Origin of the sequence: Pseudomonas sp. URIL14HWK12:I6, from assembly GCF_000514195.1 — a bacterium.
GTDB classification, from domain to species: domain Bacteria; phylum Pseudomonadota; class Gammaproteobacteria; order Pseudomonadales; family Pseudomonadaceae; genus Aquipseudomonas; species Aquipseudomonas putida_A.
Genome location: NZ_AZVL01000003.1, coordinates 419,315 through 438,756, shown reverse-complemented (window position 1 = coordinate 438,756; position 19,442 = coordinate 419,315). Strand labels below are relative to the sequence as shown.

Sequence of the window (19,442 nt, the reverse complement as noted above, 5' to 3'; positions counted from 1 at the left end):
GCTGATCCGCCCTTTCACACGTCTGTGAAGGGGCGGACACGACCTGGGAGGCGCCGTTACTCTATCTGCCCACGGAAGCCGATCGGCCCTTCGTTGGCGTAGGTATTGGTGCCACTGAGGTTTTTCCCTCCATCGCTGGAAGTGACGCTCAACGCGACAACGTTCTGATTGTCCCGTCCACCGATCACCCACTTGCCACCCGGATGCCATGGGGCATCATTGCCACCCCACTGGTTCTCGACGTTGTATTGATTCTGACCGGTGCGCTGCGCCTTGAAGCCAATCGGGCCTTCGCCGGCGTAAGTCATGGTGCCGGTGAAGCTTTTGCCGCCATCGCCCGACTTGATCTCGATGGCGACGACTTGCTGGTTGTCCCGCCCGCCCAGCACCCAGGTTCCACCCGGATGCCACGGTGCCGAACTACCGCCCCATTGATTTGCCACTGCATATTTAGACATGAACCTCATCTCCTTGAAGTTTCGGGAGACCTGCCCGAGGTTGACGGCAGGCCGTGCAACCGTGCGTTTCCGATCGCACGTCTGAGAGACTAGTAGGGCTTGTTGAATGGCATCCGGCCAGCAGACCAGTGGTCAAAAAGCCTGACGCCATCCGGCGAAACAGACTACAGCTGCTAGAGTTCTTGGTGTTGCCAATTTCGCCGCTGGAGCCAGTCACGGCATGAGTGAGTCACGCCCCCAACCCTCCCTGCGCGCCCCGATCCCGACGCAAACGCGCCTGTCGTTCTGCGAAGCCACCCCGCGCGATCTCAAGCGCTGGATCGCCGGCCTGCCCAAGGCCAACATCGGCGAAACCGCCCGCCAGTTGTACCTAGGCCTGGGCGAACTCAACCAATTGCTCACCCCTAGTGACAATCGCCTGCAACTGCTGGAGCTGCTGCGCCCCGAGGTTTACTTCGTCTGCCAGCATCTGGAGCGGCACTTTCTGCATCAGGCAATCATGCTCGATGAGCGCTCTCGCAAGATCAGCAACTTGTGCCAGGCGCTGCAAAGTCATCTGGCTATCGGCTACAAGCAGATCGTTCTGCGCATTGTCCCCAAGTATCACAAGGATCGGGCGGCACTGGTCAGTCAGGCCCTGCAACGGGCCGCGCATGCGCTCAAGGGGCAACTGCTGCGGGCGACGCAGCTGTACAGTCCGCCGCCGGAACATCTGTGGTTCGAGCTGCATCAGTTGTATCGCTGCGCTTGCGCCTTGCAGTTGCAACAGCGTCGGGTGCATGACGATCTGGCGAGCCTGAGCAGCGAACTGAGCCTGGAACAGACCTACATCGCCGCCCTGCTGCTGGGCAGCGCCCGTTGCAATCAACTGCGCCAGAACCAGATCGCCCGGCTGGCCGAAGTGCTGGAGCCGTGGAGTGCCCTGCTCAAGCTGCATCCCGGCAGCCCGCAGGATGGACTGTTCGCCATCAGCGCTGAACTGGACGCCGGCCCGCGCTACCGCAGCATGTTTCGCAAAGAACAACAGGGCGCATTGCTGGGCTTAGATCCGCAACCGCTGGTGAACATGATCGAAGCGCATTTACTGCAGCAAGAGACGTCGACGCCGCTGCCGGTCCCGGCAGGACTGAGCCTCGACACCCTGCAACATGTGCACGCCAGTTGGGGCCAGGCCGCTGAGCGCAGTTTTCAGCGCACCGCCGGTCAAGGCAGCCTGACCGTGTGCGTCGGCATGAGCGCCCTGCACTTTTACCTGGGCGGCGAACGCAGCTTCAGCGAACTGCTGAAACATCCCGGTGCTCGCGCGGCCAATTTCAGTCGCGTGGTGGTCCAGGGCGAAAAGGACAGCTGGAGCCAGGCCTTCGACGCCGCACCGCAGGGCGCAACTGAAGAGTTGCTGCCCTACGAGGAAATCCAGTACGACCATCTGGGCGAGGACGAAAGCAACACGGACAGCCCTCCACACTATCCGACCTACAGTTTGCCGGTGATCAACCACAGTCCCGGCGGCTATTGTCTGGCGTGGCCAAGCGAAGTACCCGTCGAATTGCAGGCCGGGGAAATGCTCGGGATTCAGGACAGTGCGAATCAGGGCTGGAGCATCGCGGTGGTGCGCTGGATTCGTCAGGTACGCGGCAGCGGGCCGCAAATGGGCATAGAACTGGTGGCGCCACACGCCGAACCCTGCGGCTTGCAACTGGTGCGCTCGCGAGATGATCACAGTCAGTATTTGCGCGGTCTGCTGCTACCGGAGATCAGCGCCATCGACTTGCCCGCGACCTTGCTCGCCCCGCGCCTGCCGTTTCAGGAAGGCAATAAAGTGCTGATCAACACCCACGGCGAAGAACACCGCGCCGGGCTGGATCGACGGGTGGCGAGTACGCACAGTTTCAATCAGTTTGCCTATCGCTCGCTGGAGGCCGCGCAGAATGGCGGGGGCGAGGAGGATTTCGATTCGTTGTGGAAATCGCTTTAGATCGGGTTGAGCCCTTCGCGAGCAAGCCCGCTCCCACAGGAGACCGAGTCCAATGTGGGAGCGAGCCTGCTCGCGAAGAGGCCAGTCAGACGATAGAGATGTCAGAGCTGCCCGTCGCGATCGCGAAAGCCCAGCAGATACAGCACACCATCCAGCCCAAGGGTGGAAATCGCCTGCTTCGCCGACTGCTTGACCAGCGGCTTGGCGCGGAACGCCACACCCAGCCCGGCAATCGCCAGCATTGGCAGGTCATTCGCGCCGTCGCCCACAGCGATGGTCTGCTCCAGACGCAAGCCTTCCTTGTGCGCCAGTTCCTTCAGCAGATCCGCTTTACGCTGCGCATCGACGATCGGCTCGATGGCCACGCCGGTGCACTTGCCGTCGACCACTTCCAGTTCGTTGGCGAACACGTAGTCGATGCCGAGTTTGGCCTGCAACTGCTTGGCGAAGTAAGTGAAGCCGCCGGACAGGATCGCGGTCTTGTAGCCCAGGCGCTTGAGTTCGGCGAACAGGGTTTCCGCGCCTTCGGTCAGGCGCAGCGAAGCGCCGATCGAGTCCAGCACGCTGACATCCAGACCTTTGAGCAACGCCAGGCGCTCTTTGAAGCTGGCGCGGAAGTCCAGTTCGCCGGCCATCGCGCGCTCGGTGATGGCCGAGACCTGCTCACCGACACCGGCGGCCTTGGCCAGTTCGTCGATGACTTCGGCTTCGATCAGCGTGGAGTCCATGTCGAACACCGCCAGACGCCGGTTGCGGCGGAACAGCGAATCTTCCTGGAAGGCGATGTCGACGTTCAGCTCCTGCGCAACGCTGAGGAATTCGGCACGCAGCGCCTGCGGATCAGCCGCTTCACCACGCACGGAGAACTCGATGCAGCCCTTGCCCTTGTCCGCCGGAGTGTCCAGCGGCATGCGACCCGACAGACGGTCGATATGGTCGATGTTCAGGCCATATTTGGCGGTGATCGAGCTGACCGCCTGCAATTGGCCGGCGGTTACTTTGCGGGTCAACAGGGTGACGATGTGGCGTTTTTTGCCCTGATTGCCCACCCATTGCTGGTAATCCTCTTCGGACACCGGGGTGAAGCGCACCTGCTGGTCGAGCTCGTAGCCCTTGAACAGGATGTCCTTGAGCACGGCTTTGCCTTGCTCGGAGTCGGGAATCTCGACCAGGATGCCGAACGACAGGGTGTCGTGGATCACCGCCTGACCAATGTCGAGAATGTTCACACCACCTTGTGCCAGAACGCCGGTAATGGCCGCAGTCAGACCCGGACGGTCGACTCCCGTGATGTTAATCAGGACGATTTCGCGCAACGCGCACCCCCGCAACTGGAAAAAAACCGCATTCTACCCACTTTCAGTGACCATCGGGCACCGCGAGCGCTTTGCCGGTCTAGGGCCTGTCGCTATACTGCGCGTCAACTTCACGGACAAAAGAGCCGAGCTCAGTGAACCGGCCCACGCCAGTTAAAACCGATAACTTCTTCCTGCTGATCTTCCGTGCACTGCGCCACCGCCGTGTGCCGATTGCATTGCGCATTGCCAGCCATAACGTGATCCTGGTCGCTCTGGCCCTGGTGATCTATGCCGGGGTGATGGGCTTGCAGTTCAAGCAGGCCATGCACGAGCAGGCCGATGCGCTGGGCGAAAGCCTGACCACGCAGACTGCCACCTCCGCCACTGAACTGTTGGTGTCCAACGACATCCTCAGCCTCAACGTGCTGCTCAACAACCTGACCAAGAACAAGCTGGTGGCACACGCCGCTATCTATAGCGTGGACAACCGCATCCTCGCCGAATCCGGTCAGCGTCCCAAGCACAGCCTGCTGGGCGAAGCCGAGGGCATGTACGAGAGCAAGATCACCTTCCAGGACGTGACTGCCGGGCAACTGCGCATCAGCCTGGACATGGATCAGTTCCAGCAGCCGATGACCATCAGCCTGCAGAGCATGGGCATTCTCAGTGCGATTCTGCTGGCCCTGTCGCTGGCCCTGAGCCTGCGCATGGGGCGCTATCTATCGACGCCGTTGCTGCAATTGCGCGTCTGGCTGCGGCGCATCGACGAACACACGCCGGGCATAGATCGTCAGGACGAAATCGGCGATCTGGCGCGTCAGCTGCACGCCAACTACGCTCCGGAGCCTGCGCCTGAACCTGAGCCAGAACCCGAGTTCGAGGAAGAGGATGAGCCAGAGTTCGAAGTGCGCAACCTGCGTGACCCGAGCTTTGACGAAACCCGCCCGATGGCCGCGCAAAAACCGGCGCCGCGCCACGTGGTCAGCACCGTTGAAGACGATGATGACGACGAAGACCCGTTTGCCGATCTGCGCGACGAGTCGCTGACCGAAGCTGTTCCGGCTCCGCGTAAAGCGACACCAAGCGTGCCGCAGCACAGCGCGGTGCTGGCGATTCAGCTGGGTTCGCAAGAGCAACTGCGGCGCCTGCCGCGCGCCCGTCTGGAAGAGTTGCTGGAGCGCTATCGCGATTGTCTCGATCAGGCCGCTTCGCTGTATCAGGGCGAAATCGAAACCCTGAACGATGGCAGCACACTGATGCTGTTCCACACCGAAGACAGCGGTGACGACTACCTGACCAACGCCATCTGCTGCGGCGAGTTGCTGCGGGCGCTGGGCCATCAGTTGCAGATCGAAGTCGCCGACAGCGGCATCACCCTGCAATTGCAACTGGGCCTGACCCTGGGCGACGAGCTGTTCGGCCTGAGCCAGATCGACCTGCTGCTGACCGATTCGGCTCAGGATGCCCTGGCCCTGTCGCAACACAGTCGCAACCTGCTGCTGGTCGAGCGCAAGATCGGTGACGATGCGCTGATTCGTCAGCGAGCGCGGATCCGCCCGATCGCCAGCCCTGAGGGGGCCTGCTGTGTCGAGCGGTTGATGGAGCCTTATCCGTCGATGCTCGAGCGACAACTGGCGCGGATGCATGAGCGCCGGGCGTAAGCCTTAGGCCTGAAACACAGAAGCCCGCAGACGAGCGATCGTCTGCGGGCTTTTTTGTTGCCTGCGATCTTTTATGGCGCCTGTTCCGGCCCCTTCGCGAGCAAGCCCGCTCCCACAGGGTGTGTGCCCGCCGCTGATCAAATGTGGGAGCGGGCTTGCTCGCGAAGGCGTCAGCACTGACGACAACTGTCCTCCAGCCCCCAGACACAACAAAGCCCGCACAAGGCGGGCTTTGTTTTGACTCAAACCACACTCAGAAGCGGAACACTTCCATATCGGTACGAATCGGCGAAGCCATCGGAATCTTCGGCTGCTTCTCTGCATCCGCCGCCGGCGCTGCCGGTTTAGGCGCTGCCTTACGCGGTGCTTCGGCCACCGGAGGCTGGTTGGCCAATGGCTTGAGCGCCACCGACAACTGCTCGGCCAGACGCTGCAGCAGAATCCCCTGCGCCTGCACCTGCGAAGCCGTGGAACCGGCATGCAGCTCCTGCAGATGAACGATGCGGTTATCGCGCACCTGACCACGACGGTCGATCAGACGCCATTGTGCATCGAGGATCGCCGGTTGCTTCTCACCGGAGTCCAGACGCGTGATGGTCAGCAATACCTGCACATCCGGGGCAAACCCCAGAGTGGCGGGTGCCAATACCACACGCTGGCTGTCCAGATGACCGGCCACCTGCCGCATCAGCAATTGATCGATATCCGACGAAAGGCTGCCAGCCCAGCGACCGTCGGTTGAGGCTTGCAGGCTGCCGTCCGGTTGACGTTGCAGCAAAGTTTCACGTTGCAGGTAATCAGCAATGACTACCGGACCCAACAAAACCGCCATGCCTGTGCTTTGCGCAGGCTGAGCCGGACTTCCGCTGTCCAGCTGATACAGCGACACCGGCTGGTGAACGCTGCAACCCGCCAGGCCCAAAACGCCGGCGAGCAGGAAAATAAGGGGGCGCAGAGCAGTCATCATCCCGTCCAGGTGGCCGCCACAAGGCTGACCACAGTGAAAATACTCAATAAATATGAAGAACGCTCGGCCACGCCGGCGCTTGGAAAGGCCATATCATCCGTGAATATGCGTTCCGACTCCAGCGCCAAAGCGTCGATCTACGCGTTAAATCGTAGATCGACGCCTCTAGATGGGCGTTTTCGCCTAATTGAGGTTTTCGACGAGCAGTGCATCGACCCGCTGGAAGCCACGTGGAAGCTTGTTGCCACGCCGTCCACGCTCACCTTTGTAGTGTTCGAGGTCTTCAGCTTTCAGTTTATACGGACGTTTGCCTGCTTGCAGGATCAAGGTTGCACCCGCGGGAATCACAGCAATGTCCGTGACAAACTCTTCACGGCTGGCGACACGGTCACCCGGTACACCGATGATCTTGTTGCCCTTGCCCTTCGCCAGCTGCGGCAAATCGCTGATATTGAAGACCAGCATCCGCCCTTCGCTGGTCACGGCGGCAAGCAAGTCATTCTCGCGATCAGTCACCGGACGCGGCGCGATCACCTTGGCGTTGTTCGGCAAGCTCAACAGGGCTTTACCGGCCTTGTTCTTGGCTTGCAGGTCTTCGCCCTTGACCACGAAACCGTAACCGGCGTCGGAGGCGATCACGTACAGCGCATCGTCTTCCGGCATCAGCACGCACTCGAAGGTCGCACCCGGTGGCGGGGTCAGACGGCCGGTCAACGGTTCGCCCTGGCCACGCGCCGACGGCAAGGTGTGGGCGGCGACCGAATAGCTGCGGCCAGTGGAGTCAATCACCACGGCAGACTGGTTGGAACGCCCCGCCGCCGAGGTCTTGAAGCCGTCACCCGCCTTGTACGACAGGCCGGTGGCGTCGATGTCATGGCCCTTGGCCGAACGGATCCAGCCTTTTTCCGACAGCACGACGGTAACTTTCTCGTTCGGCAGCAGATCGTGTTCGGTCAGCGCTTTCGCTTCAGCGCGCTCGACGATTGGCGAACGACGGTCATCGCCATAGGTTTCAGCGTCTTTGAGCAGCTCGGTGCGCACCAGCTTCTTCAGCTTGGCTTCGCTGCCCAGCAGGGCTTGCAGCTTGGCCTGTTCCTTGAGCAGTTCGTCCTGCTCGTCGCGCAGCTTCATCTCTTCCAGACGCGCCAACTGCCGCAGACGGGTGTCGAGGATGTAGTCGGCCTGGATCTCGCTAAGGGCAAATCGCTCGATCAGCTTGGCTTTCGGGTGCTCCTCGGTGCGGATGATGTGGATCACTTCATCCAGGTTGAGGTAGGCGATCAGCAAACCGTCCAACAGGTGCAGGCGACGCTCGACCTTGTCGAGGCGGAATTGCAGACGGCGGCGCACGGTCAGCACGCGGAACTCCAGCCATTCGACCAGCAATGCACGCAGGTTCTTCAGTTGCGGCTTGCCATCCAGACCGATGATGTTGACGTTGACCCGGTAGGTCGACTCCAGCTCGGTGCTGGCGAACAGGTGCTGCATCAGCGCTTCGTGATCGACGCGGCTGTTGACCGGAATGATTACGATGCGGCACGGGTTTTCGTGGTCGGATTCATCACGCAGGTCAGCGATCTGCGGTGCTTTCGACGGCTTGGCCTGCATCAGCGCGGCGATCTGCTCCAGCACTTTGGCCCCGGAGACCTGGTGCGGCAACGCGGTGACGATGATGTCGCCGTCCTCGACGTGGTACACGGCGCGCATGCGCACCGAGCCCTTGCCGGTTTCGTACATTTTCAGCAGGTCGGCACGCGGCGTGATGATTTCCGCTTCGGTCGGGTAGTCCGGGCCTTGAATGTGTTCGCAGAGCTGTTCGACCGTGGCTTTCGGCTCATCGAGCAAGCGCACGCAGGCAGTGGCGACTTCGCGCAGATTGTGCGGCGGCACGTCGGTGGCCATACCGACAGCGATGCCGGTGGTGCCGTTGAGCAGGATGTTCGGCAAACGTGCCGGCAACACCAGTGGTTCCTGCAAGGTACCGTCGAAGTTCGGGCCCCAGTCAGCGGTGCCCTGGCCCAGTTCGCTGAGCAGCACTTCGGAATAGCGCGACAGGCGTGCTTCGGTGTAACGCATGGCGGCGAAGGACTTCGGATCGTCCGGCGCACCCCAGTTGCCCTGGCCGTCGACCAGCGTGTAGCGATAGCTGAACGGCTGGGCCATCAGCACCATCGCTTCGTAACACGCCGAATCGCCGTGCGGATGGAACTTGCCGAGCACGTCACCGACGGTACGCGCCGATTTCTTGTGCTTGGAATCGGCGTCCAGCCCCAACTCGCTCATCGCATAAATGATGCGCCGCTGTACCGGTTTCAGGCCGTCGCCGATATGCGGCAGGGCACGGTCCATGATCACGTACATGGAGTAGTTGAGGTAGGCATTTTCGGTGAAGTCAGCCAGCGAGCGGCGTTCTACACCGTCCAGGCTGAGATCAAGGGAGTCGCTCATGCGGGCCTCATCGGTTCGTTGTCTGGCGCAGCAGCATGGTGCCACCGCGCTGGGTAAATTCAAGTTTGTTCAGGGCGCTCATGCCGAGCAGCACCTGATCGCCATGCAGCCCCGGCGCCACCAGCGCGCGGACGTCCCGCAGCACGATGTCGCCCAGTTGCAGGCGGTCGATCTTTGTCCGGTAGCCCTGGCTCAGGCCGTTGGCCGTGCTCAGGGTCACGCCGAAACCTTCTTCCAGCTTTAACCGTTTGGCCAGATCCGCCGGGATCGCCACATCGGTCGCGCCGGTGTCGAGCATGAACTCCACCGGCTCACCGTTGATCTGACCGCTGGCGACAAAATGCCCTTGGGCGTTGCCGGCCAGCTTCACTTCGATCACGCCGCCATGCTGCTCGGACGTGACCACCACGTTCGGATTCTGCTGACGTTCTTCCCACTGGCCGAAAAACCGCGTGGCCAGAAACAGTCCCGCGCACCAGGCCAGAATCATCAACACCCGGCCGGCGCGCTTGCCCGGCGGTTGCTGACTCACGGTTTGGCGCTCCATCCACCTTCAGGCGCGGCGAAGCGCCAAACGACCGGACGAACCTCACCGTCGGCGCGGGGGCCGAAATTATTGTCGACGCCGACCCACGCACCCTCAGCGTCAACGATCAATGCTTCTTCCAACCCGAAGTTCTGCGCGTAACGGCGGTTGGCCTGCAACAGTTCAGCGGCGTACGACCAGCAGCGCTCGACCTTGGCAGTCTGCGCATCGCGCCGACAAATCTGGAAGGCGTTGCGTTCAAGGGTAAACAATTTGCCGTTGAACAACGAAAGGTCGGAAAAGTCGCGGTCGACCGCTTTGGCGTGCGGGAACTGCGGCGGCTGCATCTCCTTGCCGCCCTCGCTGAGCAGCACGCAACGACCGTCGCAATCCCACACCGTCTGCTGACGCTTGATCAGCAGCAGGCCGCGGTTTTGCCGTTCGCCGGCCAGCCACATCTGATCGCCCGCCGGGTTGATCGCCAGACCTTCGAAGATCGCATTGAAATGCAGGAGCATGCCACTGGCCCGCGCTTCGCGAACCATCATCGGCGAAATCTTCAGCCAGTTGACCGGGCCGCTGACGGGCACCTGCAAGACCGCCGCGTGGCCCTCGCTGACAATGTAGCGATTGCCGTCGCTGTCGCAGCTGATGCCTTCGAAATCGAGGTCGCCACCGCGCACGAACGACGCGGCCCAATTGCGCGAGCGCAATCCCCACGGCAAACCGGTCTCCGGCACCAGCGGCACGTCGATGTGCAAGGCCTCGGCCTGCCAGACCTGATCGGCGGTATTGAGCCGATAGATCTGATCGTCATCGCGGTCCGACACCGTCCACAACTCGCTGCCACACATGGCCAGTCCCGACAGGTTGCCGCCACGCATGCCTTCGACCGGGTGTTCGGAGAGCACGCGCAACTCCTGCAGCGGCTCCGCCGACACGCTCATCGGACTCAGCAGCAACGCACCCGCCAAGGCCCAGCCAAACCGCATCAGGCCAGCACCTCGGCCAGGTTGCCCTTGGATTCGAGCCAGGTCTTGCGGTCACCGGCGCGTTTCTTCGCCAGCAACATGTCCATCATTTCCGAGGTTTCGGCAAAATCATCGCCCAGCGTCAACTGCACCAGGCGCCGGGTGTTCGGGTCCATGGTGGTTTCACGCAGTTGCGGCGGGTTCATTTCACCCAGACCTTTGAATCGGGTGACCTGCGGTTTGCCGCGTTTCTTCTCGGCAACCAGACGATCGAGAATCCCGTCGCGCTCGGCTTCGTCGAGGGCGTAGTAGATCTCTTTGCCGAGATCGATGCGGTACAGCGGCGGCATCGCCACGTAGACGTGACCGGCGTCCACCAGCGGGCGGAAATGCTGGACGAACAACGCGCAGAGCAACGTCGCGATGTGCAGACCGTCGGAGTCGGCGTCGGCGAGGATGCAGATCTTGCCGTAGCGCAGTTGACTCATGTCTGCCGCGCCCGGATCGACCCCGATGGCCACGGCGATGTTGTGCACTTCCTGGCTGGCAAGCACTTCGCTGCCGTCGACTTCCCAAGTATTGAGGATCTTGCCGCGCAACGGCAGGATCGCCTGGAATTCCTTGTCCCGCGCTTGCTTGGCGGAACCACCGGCGGAATCACCTTCGACCAGGAACAGCTCGGAACGCATCGGATCCTGTCCGGCGCAGTCAGCCAGTTTGCCCGGCAACGCAGGGCCTTGGGTGACGCGCTTGCGCTCGACCTTTTTGCTTGCCTTGAGGCGGCGACCGGCGTTGTTGATCGCCAGTTCGGCCAGCGCCAAACCGGTTTCCGGGTTGGCGTTGAGCCACAGGCTGAAGGCGTCCTTGACCACACCGGAGACGAATGCCGCCGCTTCACGGGACGACAGACGCTCTTTGGTCTGACCAGAGAATTGCGGCTCCTGCATCTTCATCGACAGCACGAAAGCGATGCGCTCCCAGACGTCTTCCGGCGCCAGCTTCACGCCGCGCGGCAGCAGGCTGCGGAATTCGCAGAACTCGCGCATCGCGTCGAGCAGGCCCTGACGCAAACCGTTGACGTGGGTCCCGCCCTGCGCCGTCGGGATCAGGTTGACGTAGCTTTCCTGCACCGCGTCGCCACCTTCCGGCAGCCACAACAGCGCCCAATCCACCGCTTCTTTATTACCGGCGAGGCTGCCGCAGAATGGCTCGTCCGGCAGGCGTTCGAATTCGCTGACCGCGTCCACCAGATAGGAGCGCAGGCCGTCTTCGTAATGCCATTCGACTTTCTCGCCGGTGCCTTTGTCTTCGAAACTGACCAGCAGCCCCGGACAAAGCACAGCCTTGGCCTTTAGCACGTGCTTGAGGCGGCTGATGGAGAATTTCGGTGAATCGAAATATTTCGGATCCGGCGCGAAGTACACGCTGGTGCCGGTGTTGCGCTTGCCGACGGTGCCGACGATTTCCAGCTCGGTGGCCTTGAAGCCATCCTTGAAGGTCATCTGGTATTCGTTGCCGTCACGCTTCACGCGCACCCGGACTTCGGTCGACAAGGCGTTGACCACGGAAATACCCACCCCGTGCAGACCGCCGGAGAACTGGTAGTTCTTGTTGGAAAACTTGCCGCCCGCATGCAGCTTGGTGAGGATCAGCTCGACACCCGACACACCCTCTTCCGGGTGAATGTCGACCGGCATGCCGCGACCATCGTCGCTGACCTCAAGCGAGTGATCGGCGTGCAGAATGACCTGCACCGATTTGGCGTGGCCGGCCAGGGCTTCGTCGACACTGTTGTCGATGACTTCCTGGGCGAGGTGGTTCGGCCGACTGGTGTCGGTGTACATGCCGGGGCGTTTGCGCACCGGGTCGAGGCCCGAGAGGACTTCGATGGCGTCGGCGTTATAAGAGCTAGCGCTGGGAGTGGCCATAGGGTCTCGTCGTCAGTGATTCAATGAAAAAGGGGCAAGACTTCACAGTGCGGTGAAATCGATTGCCTGATACAAATCGGCGCCAATGCCGGCAAAACTCAACAACGCCGGTAATTGTTCGGCAAAACCCTGGTAACCATGGTCGCCGCCGGCCTGAATGCGCAAGGCGCAGGCCCGGTAATACTGCTGGGCGAGGCGATAATCCAGTGTTTCATCGCCGGTCTGCAACCACACCTGATAACGCTGTGCATCCATGGGTGCCGGCACTTCCAGCTCGGCCAGGGCCGTCACATGGTCGTGGGTCAATTCCCAGGTCTCATCGGTATACAGGTTTTTCTGTGTGCCCAGGTAGCCGTCGAACATCCGGTGCGGGCTGACCGCCGGGTTGACCAGCAGGGCTTTCAAGCCGTGGCGCTCAGCCAGGTGAGTCGCATAGTAGCCGCCGAGTGAGCTTCCCACCAGCAACGGCCGGCCCAGCTCGGCAATCGCCTGCTGCAACTGACCGATGGCTTCACGCGGGTGGTGATGCAGCGCCGGGACACGCAATTGGTCGCTCAAACCCAGCCGTTCCATCACCTCGACCAGCTGACAGGCCTTTTTCGAGGCCGGCGCGCTGTTGAAACCGTGGATATAGAGGATCGAACCGGACATTTGAGCTCCCTGGGTGTCGGCGAAAGATAGCGGAGTTTACAGGGAGTCAGGGAAGTCGTGGGTGTTTGTAAGGACGCCTTCGCGAGCAAGCCCGCTCCCACAAGGAATTTGCGAACGGCACAGATCCTTTGTGGCAGCGGGCTTGCTCGCGAAGGGGCGCAACTCGATTTTCAGTAACCTTCGGAGCCGTAATCGACGGTGAATTGGAAGTCGGTAACGCGCTCGACACCGGTTTCCAGCCGCCCGTCCGGCAACAGCCGCAACCAGCGATAGCCCGGCGCCTGCTCACCGACCTTGAAGTCGTGACTGCCCGGCTCGAACTGAATGCAGGTCGAAGGCGAGGCCATCAGCCGTACGCCGTTGCGTTCGCGGTCGATCTCCTGATGCACATGCCCCCACAGCACCGCGCGAGCCTGAGGAAAACGATCGAGCACGTCGAAGAATGCTTCGGGATTGCGCAAACCGATCGGCTCCGCCCAGGCACAACCCACCGGCACCGGATGATGGTGGAAACACACCAGATGATGGCGCTCCGGCGCTTCGCTCAGCGAGCGCGCCAGCAGTTGCAACTGATCATCCTGCAGATACCCCGGCACAGAGCCCGGCACCGCCGAGTCGAGCAAGGTCACGCGCCAGTTGCCGACATCGACCACTGACTCCAGCAACGCACTTTGCACCGCGGCCTGAGCCATGATTTGCGGCTCATCGTGATTGCCGGGAATCCAGCGCGCCGGCGCATCGATCTGCGCCGTCATCTCACGAAACTGTTGATACGACTCCAGAGTGCCATCCTGGGAAAGGTCCCCCGTGGCCAGAATCAAGTCGATCCGAGGTTGCTGCCCCAGCACCAACTCGATGACCTTTTGCAGGCTCTCGCGGGTGTTCATGCCCAGCAGTGTGCCGTCCGCCTCGGCGAACAGATGACTGTCGGATAACTGCACCAGCAGCGCCGGATCGGCGGTGGTCAATGTGGATACGCTCGGCAAGGCGTTCTCCCAGGGCAAAAGCACGGAATCGGTTGAGTGCCGCAATTATGCTGGGGGATGACGCAAAGGGGAAACCGGCGAACCGGACGCAGTTCACAACTAGCGTACGACTTCGTACTCGTGCCCCAAGGCCAGACAATGGCTCAGCCATTCCCCCAGGAACAGATTGAGCTGGGCCTTTTCATCCGGCTGATGCATCGCGGCGTTCGGGTAAGGATAGATGCCGCGAAAGCGTCGTGCATGTTCGGCGCTGATCACCTCGGCCATGCGCGCGTCGTGATAGACCTGCACTTCCAGTTGCGGCACCGGCAGCCACGGCAAACTGTGTTCCTGACGCACCTGCAAAGTGGTGGTGTAGGGGCAGGTCTGCAGCACTTCGAGGGCCAGCACGCCGAGCATCTGCTCGCCCTGGGTCACGGCGATCCGCCGCGCCTCGGGGTCGTTGCGCATGTCCGGCACCAGTCGCATCAGGCGCGCGTAGTTGGCCTCGCAGGCGGCTTGCAGCCCGGCGAGGTCGACTCGATAGCGATCGCGCAGCTTGTTTACGACCATAACCCCCTCACTTCGGCGCGGTTCAGCGCCAGCCATTGCAAGGCGATGATGCTCGCCGCGTTGGCAATGCGTCCGTCACGGACGGCCTGCAAGGCATCTTCAAAGGCCCAGACCGTGACACGGATGTCTTCTGCTTCTTCCTCCAGCCCATGCAGGCCGCCTACGCCTTCGGTGCTGCAGTGCCCCAGGTACAAATGCACGAATTCGTTGCTGCCGCCCGGCGACGGGAAATATTTGGTCATCGGCCACAGGGCCTTGATGTCCAGCCCAGCTTCCTCCTGCGCCTCGCGGTGAGCAACTTCTTCCGGCACTTCGGCCTTGTCGATCAGACCGGCGACCAGCTCAACCAGCCACGGGTTGTCGGTCTTGCCCATGGCACCGACGCGAAACTGCTCGAGCAGCACCACTTCATCGCGCTTTGGATCGTAAGGCAGCAGGCACACGGCATCGTGACGCACGAAGACTTCGCGGTTGATCTCGCGGCTCATGCCCCCAGCGAACAGTTCATGGCGCAGGTGCAAACGGTCGAGCTTGTAGAAGCCCTCGTAGCAGCGCTCGCGCTTTACAACATCGACGGTGGCCGGAGTGGCGTTGGCAAAATCTGTCATGAGCATCCTCTCTTGCTGCAAATCCAATACGAGGCTGCTTTTGGTTACTGGCGGCCTCGACTTCGCGCCATCCTAACGCGCCCGCGATGATTGATGCAGCCCCTTTACCGTCAGCGGGATGGACGGTGGAGGCGAAACCCACTCTAATTAGCTTAGTGGCGAACTGACTGCTTCGGCGAGAGTCGAAGCGGATAACTTTTTGCCTTCCCCTGTTTCAGAAAGGACGCCCATGTCGCTTTTCAAAATTGCCTCCGTGGCCGCCATCGCCCTGACCCTGGGCGCCTGCGCCAACCTGTTCCAGCCCAACTACCGCACGCCGCTGGAAACCACCCGCGATGCGTCGGAAACCCTGAAACCCGGCTGTTCCAACCCGGACTGCCCGCTGGTGAATATCGATACCGTCCACTTCGCGGCCGAGCCTGCGCTGGACGGCATTATCGAAAAACGCCTGCTGCAAATGACCCGCACCGAGCAGAACGCAGCGGTGGCGCCAACCCTGGCTGCCTATCGTGATCAATTCCTGCGCAACGCCGGCCCGCGCAACAGCAGCTATTTGCAGGCCAAGGTACGCGAGCAGCATGACGGCTTGGTGATCATCGAACTGTCGAGCTACCTCGACACCGGCGGCGCCCATGGCACGCCGGGCCGCGGTTTCATCAACTATTCGCGTCAGCAGCATAAAGTGCTGAACCTGTCGGACATGTTGCTGCCGGGTCAGGAAGAGGCGTTCTGGAAAGCGGCGCAAGTGGCGCACAACAGCTGGCTGATCAGCACCAAGCTCGATCAGGAAGCGGATTTCGTGAAGAGCTGGCCGTTCGTCAAAACCCCGAACGTGGCGCTGACCTACGGTGGCGTGATCCTCAAGTACGACGTGAGCACCATCGCGCCTTACGCGCTGGGCCACGTCGAACTGAAGATCCCTTACCCGCGTCTGAACGGCATTCTCAAACCCGAGCTGTTTCCGGGCCGTAACTGAACGCCCGACCGAGCACCAGTTGCAACAGCCCTGCCAGCACCAGTGCCGGCAGGGTCGCGCCGACATCCGGATACAGATTCGCCAGCAAGTGGTAGGTGCTGATCCCGCCCAGCCACGCCAACAGCGCCGGCCAGCGCAATGCGGCTGACGCCACCTGAGCACTGCGCTTGCGCAGGATGAAGTGATCGACCAGCACCACGCCGAACAGCGGCGCGAACACCGAACCGATCAACAGCAGGAAGTTCTGGTACTGCGCCAATGGCGCCAGCAGTGCAATCAGGGTGCAGATCACGCCGATGGCCAAGGCCAGATGCTCGACTTTCAAGCGCAACAGAATCCCGCTCGACACCGCTGCCGAATGAATGTCGGCGAAAGCGTTTTCCGACTCATCCAGCAGAATCAGCAACAGCGGAATGCCCAGACCGGCCCCGGCCAGTGCCAGCAGTAACGCATTGACTTCACCACTCGGCGCAAACGCCAGGGTGTAGGCCACGCCTAGGCTCATCAGCCAGAAATTGCCGATGAAGAAACCGATGGAGGTGCCGCCGAAGACGTTCTTCGCACGCTTACCGAAGCGCGAGTAATCAGCGATCAGCGGCAGCCACGACAACGGCATCGCGATGGCAATGTCGAAGCCCACGGCAAACGGCATTGAGCCGTCTCCGGTACGCGCCCAGAGTGCCGCCAGATCAGCCTTGGCGAACAGATTCCAGGTCAGCCAGATGCACGCGGCGAGGATCAGCCAGATACCCCATTTACGCAGGATCTTGCGCACGAACGTCAGCGGCCCGCTGACCGCGAGCAAAGTCGCCAGTGCGCCGAAGCACAAGGTCCAGAGCATCGGGCTGGCCCACAGCGAACCTTCGCTGAACGCACGGCTGCCGAGCAGACTGGCGGCGTCGCGCATGACGATGATTTCGAACGAACCCCAACCGATCAGTTGCAGCAGGTTGAGCAGCGCCGGCAGGCTCGCGCCTTTGCTGCCGAGGCTCAGTTTCAGTGCGGCCATCGACGACAGACCGGTGTCGCTGCCGATCACGCCGACAGCGGCCAACAGCAGAACGCCAACCAGCGTGCCGAGGAAAATCGCCAGCAGCGAACCGGAAAGGCCCAGACCCGGCGCGAGCAAGGCACCGGTTTGCAATACCATCAGGCCGATGCCGAGGGAAAACCACAGGGAAAACAGATCGCGACCGCCGAACACCCGCTTGTCGGCGGGTACGGCGAGGTCGGGGGAATAAGTGCCGGGTTGAATGCTCAAGGTGTTATCTCGGAGGAGTATTTTTGTCATTGAGATCCTTGGTGCCTGTTCTGACGTCTTCGCGAGCAAGCCCGCTCCCACACTGGATCGCCTGTGAACACAAGTTTCGTGAACAGCTGGATTCAAATGTGGGAGCGGGCTTGCTCGCGAAGAGGCCAGCACAGACACCGCAGACTTCAGGTCAGATCAAACCTTCTTGTACAGCTGACTGCCTTCCTTCTTGAACCGCTCGGCCTGCTCCGCAAGGCCCTGGGCGACGTCCACGTCGACCGCGTCGATCCGCTGGTTGGCCGCGTATTCGCGGACGTCCTGAGTGATCTTCATCGAGCAGAATTTCGGCCCGCACATCGAGCAGAAGTGCGCGACCTTGGCCGAGTCCTTCGGCAGGGTTTCATCGTGATACGAACGTGCAGTGTCTGGGTCGAGACCGAGGTTGAACTGGTCTTCCCAACGGAATTCGAAACGCGCCTTGCTCAAGGCGTTGTCGCGAATCTGCGCGCCCGGATGCCCTTTGGCCAAGTCCGCTGCGTGAGCGGCAATCTTGTAGGTGATGATCCCGGTCTTCACGTCATCCTTGTTCGGCAAGCCGAGGTGTTCCTTCGGCGTCACGTAGCAGAGCATGGCGCAACCGAACCAGCCGATCATCGCCGCACCGATACCCGAGGTGATGTGGTCGTAACCCGGAGCGATGTCGGTGGTCAGCGGGCCGAGGGTGTAGAACGGCGCCTCGTCGCAGCACTCCAGCTGCTTGTCCATGTTTTCCTTGATCAACTGCATCGGCACGTGGCCCGGGCCTTCGATCATGCACTGCACGTCGTGTTTCCAGGCGATCTTGGTCAGCTCGCCGAGGGTTTCCAGCTCGCCGAATTGCGCTTCGTCGTTGGCGTCGGCAATCGAGCCCGGACGCAGGCCATCGCCCAGCGAGAAGCTGACGTCGTAGGCCTTCATGATTTCGCAGATTTCGTCGAAGTGGGTGTAGAGGAAGTTCTCTTTGTGGTGCGCCAGGCACCACTTGGCCATGATCGAACCGCCACGGGAAACGATGCCGGTCACGCGCTTGGCGGTCAGCGGCACGTAGCGCAGCAGCACGCCGGCGTGGATGGTGAAGTAGTCGACGCCCTGCTCGGCCTGTTCGATCAGCGTGTCGCGGAACAGCTCCCAGGTCAGGTCTTCAGCAACGCCGTTGACCTTCTCCAGCGCCTGATAGATCGGCACGGTACCGATCGGCACCGGCGAGTTGCGGATGATCCATTCGCGGGTTTCGTGAATGTGTTTGCCGGTGGACAGGTCCATCACCGTGTCCGAACCCCAGCGAATGCCCCAGGTCAGTTTCGCCACTTCTTCTTCGATGGACGAACCCAGGGCGCTGTTGCCGATGTTGCCGTTGATCTTCACCAGGAAGTTACGTCCGATGATCATCGGTTCCAGTTCGACGTGGTTGATGTTGGCCGGAATGATCGCGCGACCACGGGCGATTTCTTCGCGGACGAATTCAGCGGTGATTTCTTTCGGAATGCTCGCGCCGAAGCTGTGGCCGGCGTGTTGCTGAGTCAACAGGCCAGCGGCGCGGGCCTCTTGCAGCTTCATGTTTTCGCGGATGGCGACGTATTCCATCTCGGCGGTGATGATGCCTTTGCGCGCGTAGTGCATCTGGCTGACGTTGGCCCCGGCCTTGGCCCGGCGCGGGTTGTTGACGTGAGCGAAACGCAGTTTGGTCAGTTCAGGGTCGGCGAGGCGCTCCTGACCAAAGTTGGAACTCAGGCCTGGCAAACGCTCGGTGTCGCCACGGTCGTCGATCCACGCCGAACGCACGTCGCCCAGACCTTTGCGCACGTCGATCACCACGTTCGGATCGGTGTACGGGCCGGAGGTGTCGTAGACGGTGACCGGCGCGTTGATTTCGCCGCCGAAGTCAGTCGGCGTCACATCGAGGGTGATTTCGCGCATCGGCACGCGGATGTCCGGGCGCGAGCCCTGAACGTAGACTTTTTGCGAACGGGTGAACGGCTGAACCGACTGCTCATCGACCTTGGCCGAGTCACTCAGGTTGATCGCGTTTTTTGCTTTTGTAGTCATCACGGGCTCTCCAGACAGCATCCAGGCAAATGGATTGTCGGAGCAGAACCTGAAAGGCACGGACGCACCAGGACTGGTGCTGTGCATCGTCGTCGAGCGT

At 61.5% G+C, this 19,442-nt stretch carries 16 protein-coding genes; 3 read left to right on the top strand and 13 right to left on the bottom strand.

Annotated elements, in window-relative coordinates; genetic code table 11:
- Window positions 1-56 precede the first annotated feature (56 nt).
- On the bottom strand, window positions 57-458 hold the full coding sequence (locus tag H043_RS0107910; protein ID WP_027611401.1) for a hypothetical protein: 402 nt from the start codon (window positions 456-458) through the stop codon (window positions 57-59).
- Window positions 459-678: 220 nt separating this feature from the next.
- Between H043_RS0107910 and H043_RS0107905 the strand changes: the two genes are divergently transcribed.
- On the top strand, window positions 679-2,433 hold the full coding sequence (locus H043_RS0107905; protein WP_027611400.1) for a hypothetical protein: 1,755 nt from the start codon (window positions 679-681) through the stop codon (window positions 2,431-2,433).
- 101 nt (window positions 2,434-2,534) lie between these two features.
- Here H043_RS0107905 and serB read toward each other — a convergent pair whose 3' ends face one another.
- The gene (serB, locus tag H043_RS0107900) at window positions 2,535-3,749 is read right to left on the bottom strand and encodes a phosphoserine phosphatase SerB (protein WP_007967407.1); all 1,215 of its coding nucleotides are present in this window, start codon (window positions 3,747-3,749) and stop codon (window positions 2,535-2,537) included.
- 134 nt (window positions 3,750-3,883) lie between these two features.
- Between serB and H043_RS0107895 the strand changes: the two genes are divergently transcribed.
- Window positions 3,884-5,392 carry an AhpA/YtjB family protein gene (locus tag H043_RS0107895; RefSeq protein WP_027611399.1) on the top strand — a complete coding sequence of 503 codons (1,509 nt, stop codon included), beginning with the start codon at window positions 3,884-3,886 and terminating at the stop codon, window positions 5,390-5,392.
- 253 nt (window positions 5,393-5,645) lie between these two features.
- Here the strand turns inward: H043_RS0107895 and H043_RS0107890 are convergent, their stop codons facing one another.
- From H043_RS0107890 to H043_RS0107850, 9 genes are all read right to left on the bottom strand, one after another.
- Window positions 5,646-6,356 carry a membrane integrity-associated transporter subunit PqiC gene (locus tag H043_RS0107890; protein WP_027611398.1) on the bottom strand — a complete coding sequence of 237 codons (711 nt, stop codon included), beginning with the start codon at window positions 6,354-6,356 and terminating at the stop codon, window positions 5,646-5,648.
- Window positions 6,357-6,542: 186 nt separating this feature from the next.
- Window positions 6,543-8,807, bottom strand: coding sequence for a DNA topoisomerase IV subunit A (parC, locus tag H043_RS0107885; protein ID WP_027611397.1), 2,265 nt, complete (start codon window positions 8,805-8,807; stop codon window positions 6,543-6,545).
- Between the two features lie 7 nt (window positions 8,808-8,814).
- Window positions 8,815-9,339 carry a TIGR02281 family clan AA aspartic protease gene (locus H043_RS0107880; protein ID WP_027611396.1) on the bottom strand — a complete coding sequence of 175 codons (525 nt, stop codon included), beginning with the start codon at window positions 9,337-9,339 and terminating at the stop codon, window positions 8,815-8,817.
- The gene (locus H043_RS0107875) at window positions 9,336-10,325 is read right to left on the bottom strand and encodes an esterase-like activity of phytase family protein (protein WP_027611395.1); all 990 of its coding nucleotides are present in this window, start codon (window positions 10,323-10,325) and stop codon (window positions 9,336-9,338) included. Before H043_RS0107875 ends, H043_RS0107880 begins: the two co-directional genes overlap by 4 nt.
- Window positions 10,325-12,232 (bottom strand): DNA topoisomerase IV subunit B, encoded by a 1,908-nt coding sequence (gene parE, locus H043_RS0107870; protein ID WP_007967400.1) that lies wholly within the window; start codon window positions 12,230-12,232, stop codon window positions 10,325-10,327. The genes H043_RS0107875 and parE overlap by 1 nt, the downstream gene beginning before the upstream one ends.
- 42 nt (window positions 12,233-12,274) lie before the next feature.
- Window positions 12,275-12,883 carry a YqiA/YcfP family alpha/beta fold hydrolase gene (locus H043_RS0107865; RefSeq protein WP_027611394.1) on the bottom strand — a complete coding sequence of 203 codons (609 nt, stop codon included), beginning with the start codon at window positions 12,881-12,883 and terminating at the stop codon, window positions 12,275-12,277.
- A 170-nt stretch (window positions 12,884-13,053) separates the two neighbouring features.
- Window positions 13,054-13,869 carry a 3',5'-cyclic-AMP phosphodiesterase gene (gene cpdA / locus H043_RS0107860; RefSeq protein WP_027611393.1) on the bottom strand — a complete coding sequence of 272 codons (816 nt, stop codon included), beginning with the start codon at window positions 13,867-13,869 and terminating at the stop codon, window positions 13,054-13,056.
- A 99-nt stretch (window positions 13,870-13,968) separates the two neighbouring features.
- Window positions 13,969-14,421, bottom strand: a complete 453-nt coding sequence (locus H043_RS0107855; RefSeq protein ID WP_007967395.1) for a DUF1249 domain-containing protein — start codon at window positions 14,419-14,421, stop codon at window positions 13,969-13,971.
- Window positions 14,412-15,029: an NUDIX domain-containing protein gene (locus H043_RS0107850; RefSeq protein WP_027611392.1), complete on the bottom strand. Its 618-nt coding sequence runs from the start codon at window positions 15,027-15,029 to the stop codon at window positions 14,412-14,414. The genes H043_RS0107855 and H043_RS0107850 overlap by 10 nt, the downstream gene beginning before the upstream one ends.
- 229 nt (window positions 15,030-15,258) lie before the next feature.
- On the opposite strand from H043_RS0107850, the gene H043_RS0107845 reads away from it, so the two are divergent.
- Complete coding sequence (locus H043_RS0107845) at window positions 15,259-16,005, top strand: RsiV family protein (protein WP_027611391.1); 747 nt, start codon at window positions 15,259-15,261, stop codon at window positions 16,003-16,005.
- Here H043_RS0107845 and cytX read toward each other — a convergent pair.
- Window positions 15,974-17,266 carry a putative hydroxymethylpyrimidine transporter CytX gene (gene cytX / locus H043_RS0107840; RefSeq protein WP_027611390.1) on the bottom strand — a complete coding sequence of 431 codons (1,293 nt, stop codon included), beginning with the start codon at window positions 17,264-17,266 and terminating at the stop codon, window positions 15,974-15,976. The genes H043_RS0107845 and cytX overlap by 32 nt on opposite strands.
- Window positions 17,267-17,452: 186 nt before the next feature.
- Entirely contained in the window at window positions 17,453-19,342 is a 1,890-nt protein-coding gene (thiC, locus tag H043_RS0107835) for a phosphomethylpyrimidine synthase ThiC (RefSeq protein WP_027611389.1), read from the bottom strand.
- Window positions 19,343-19,442 lie beyond the last annotated feature (100 nt).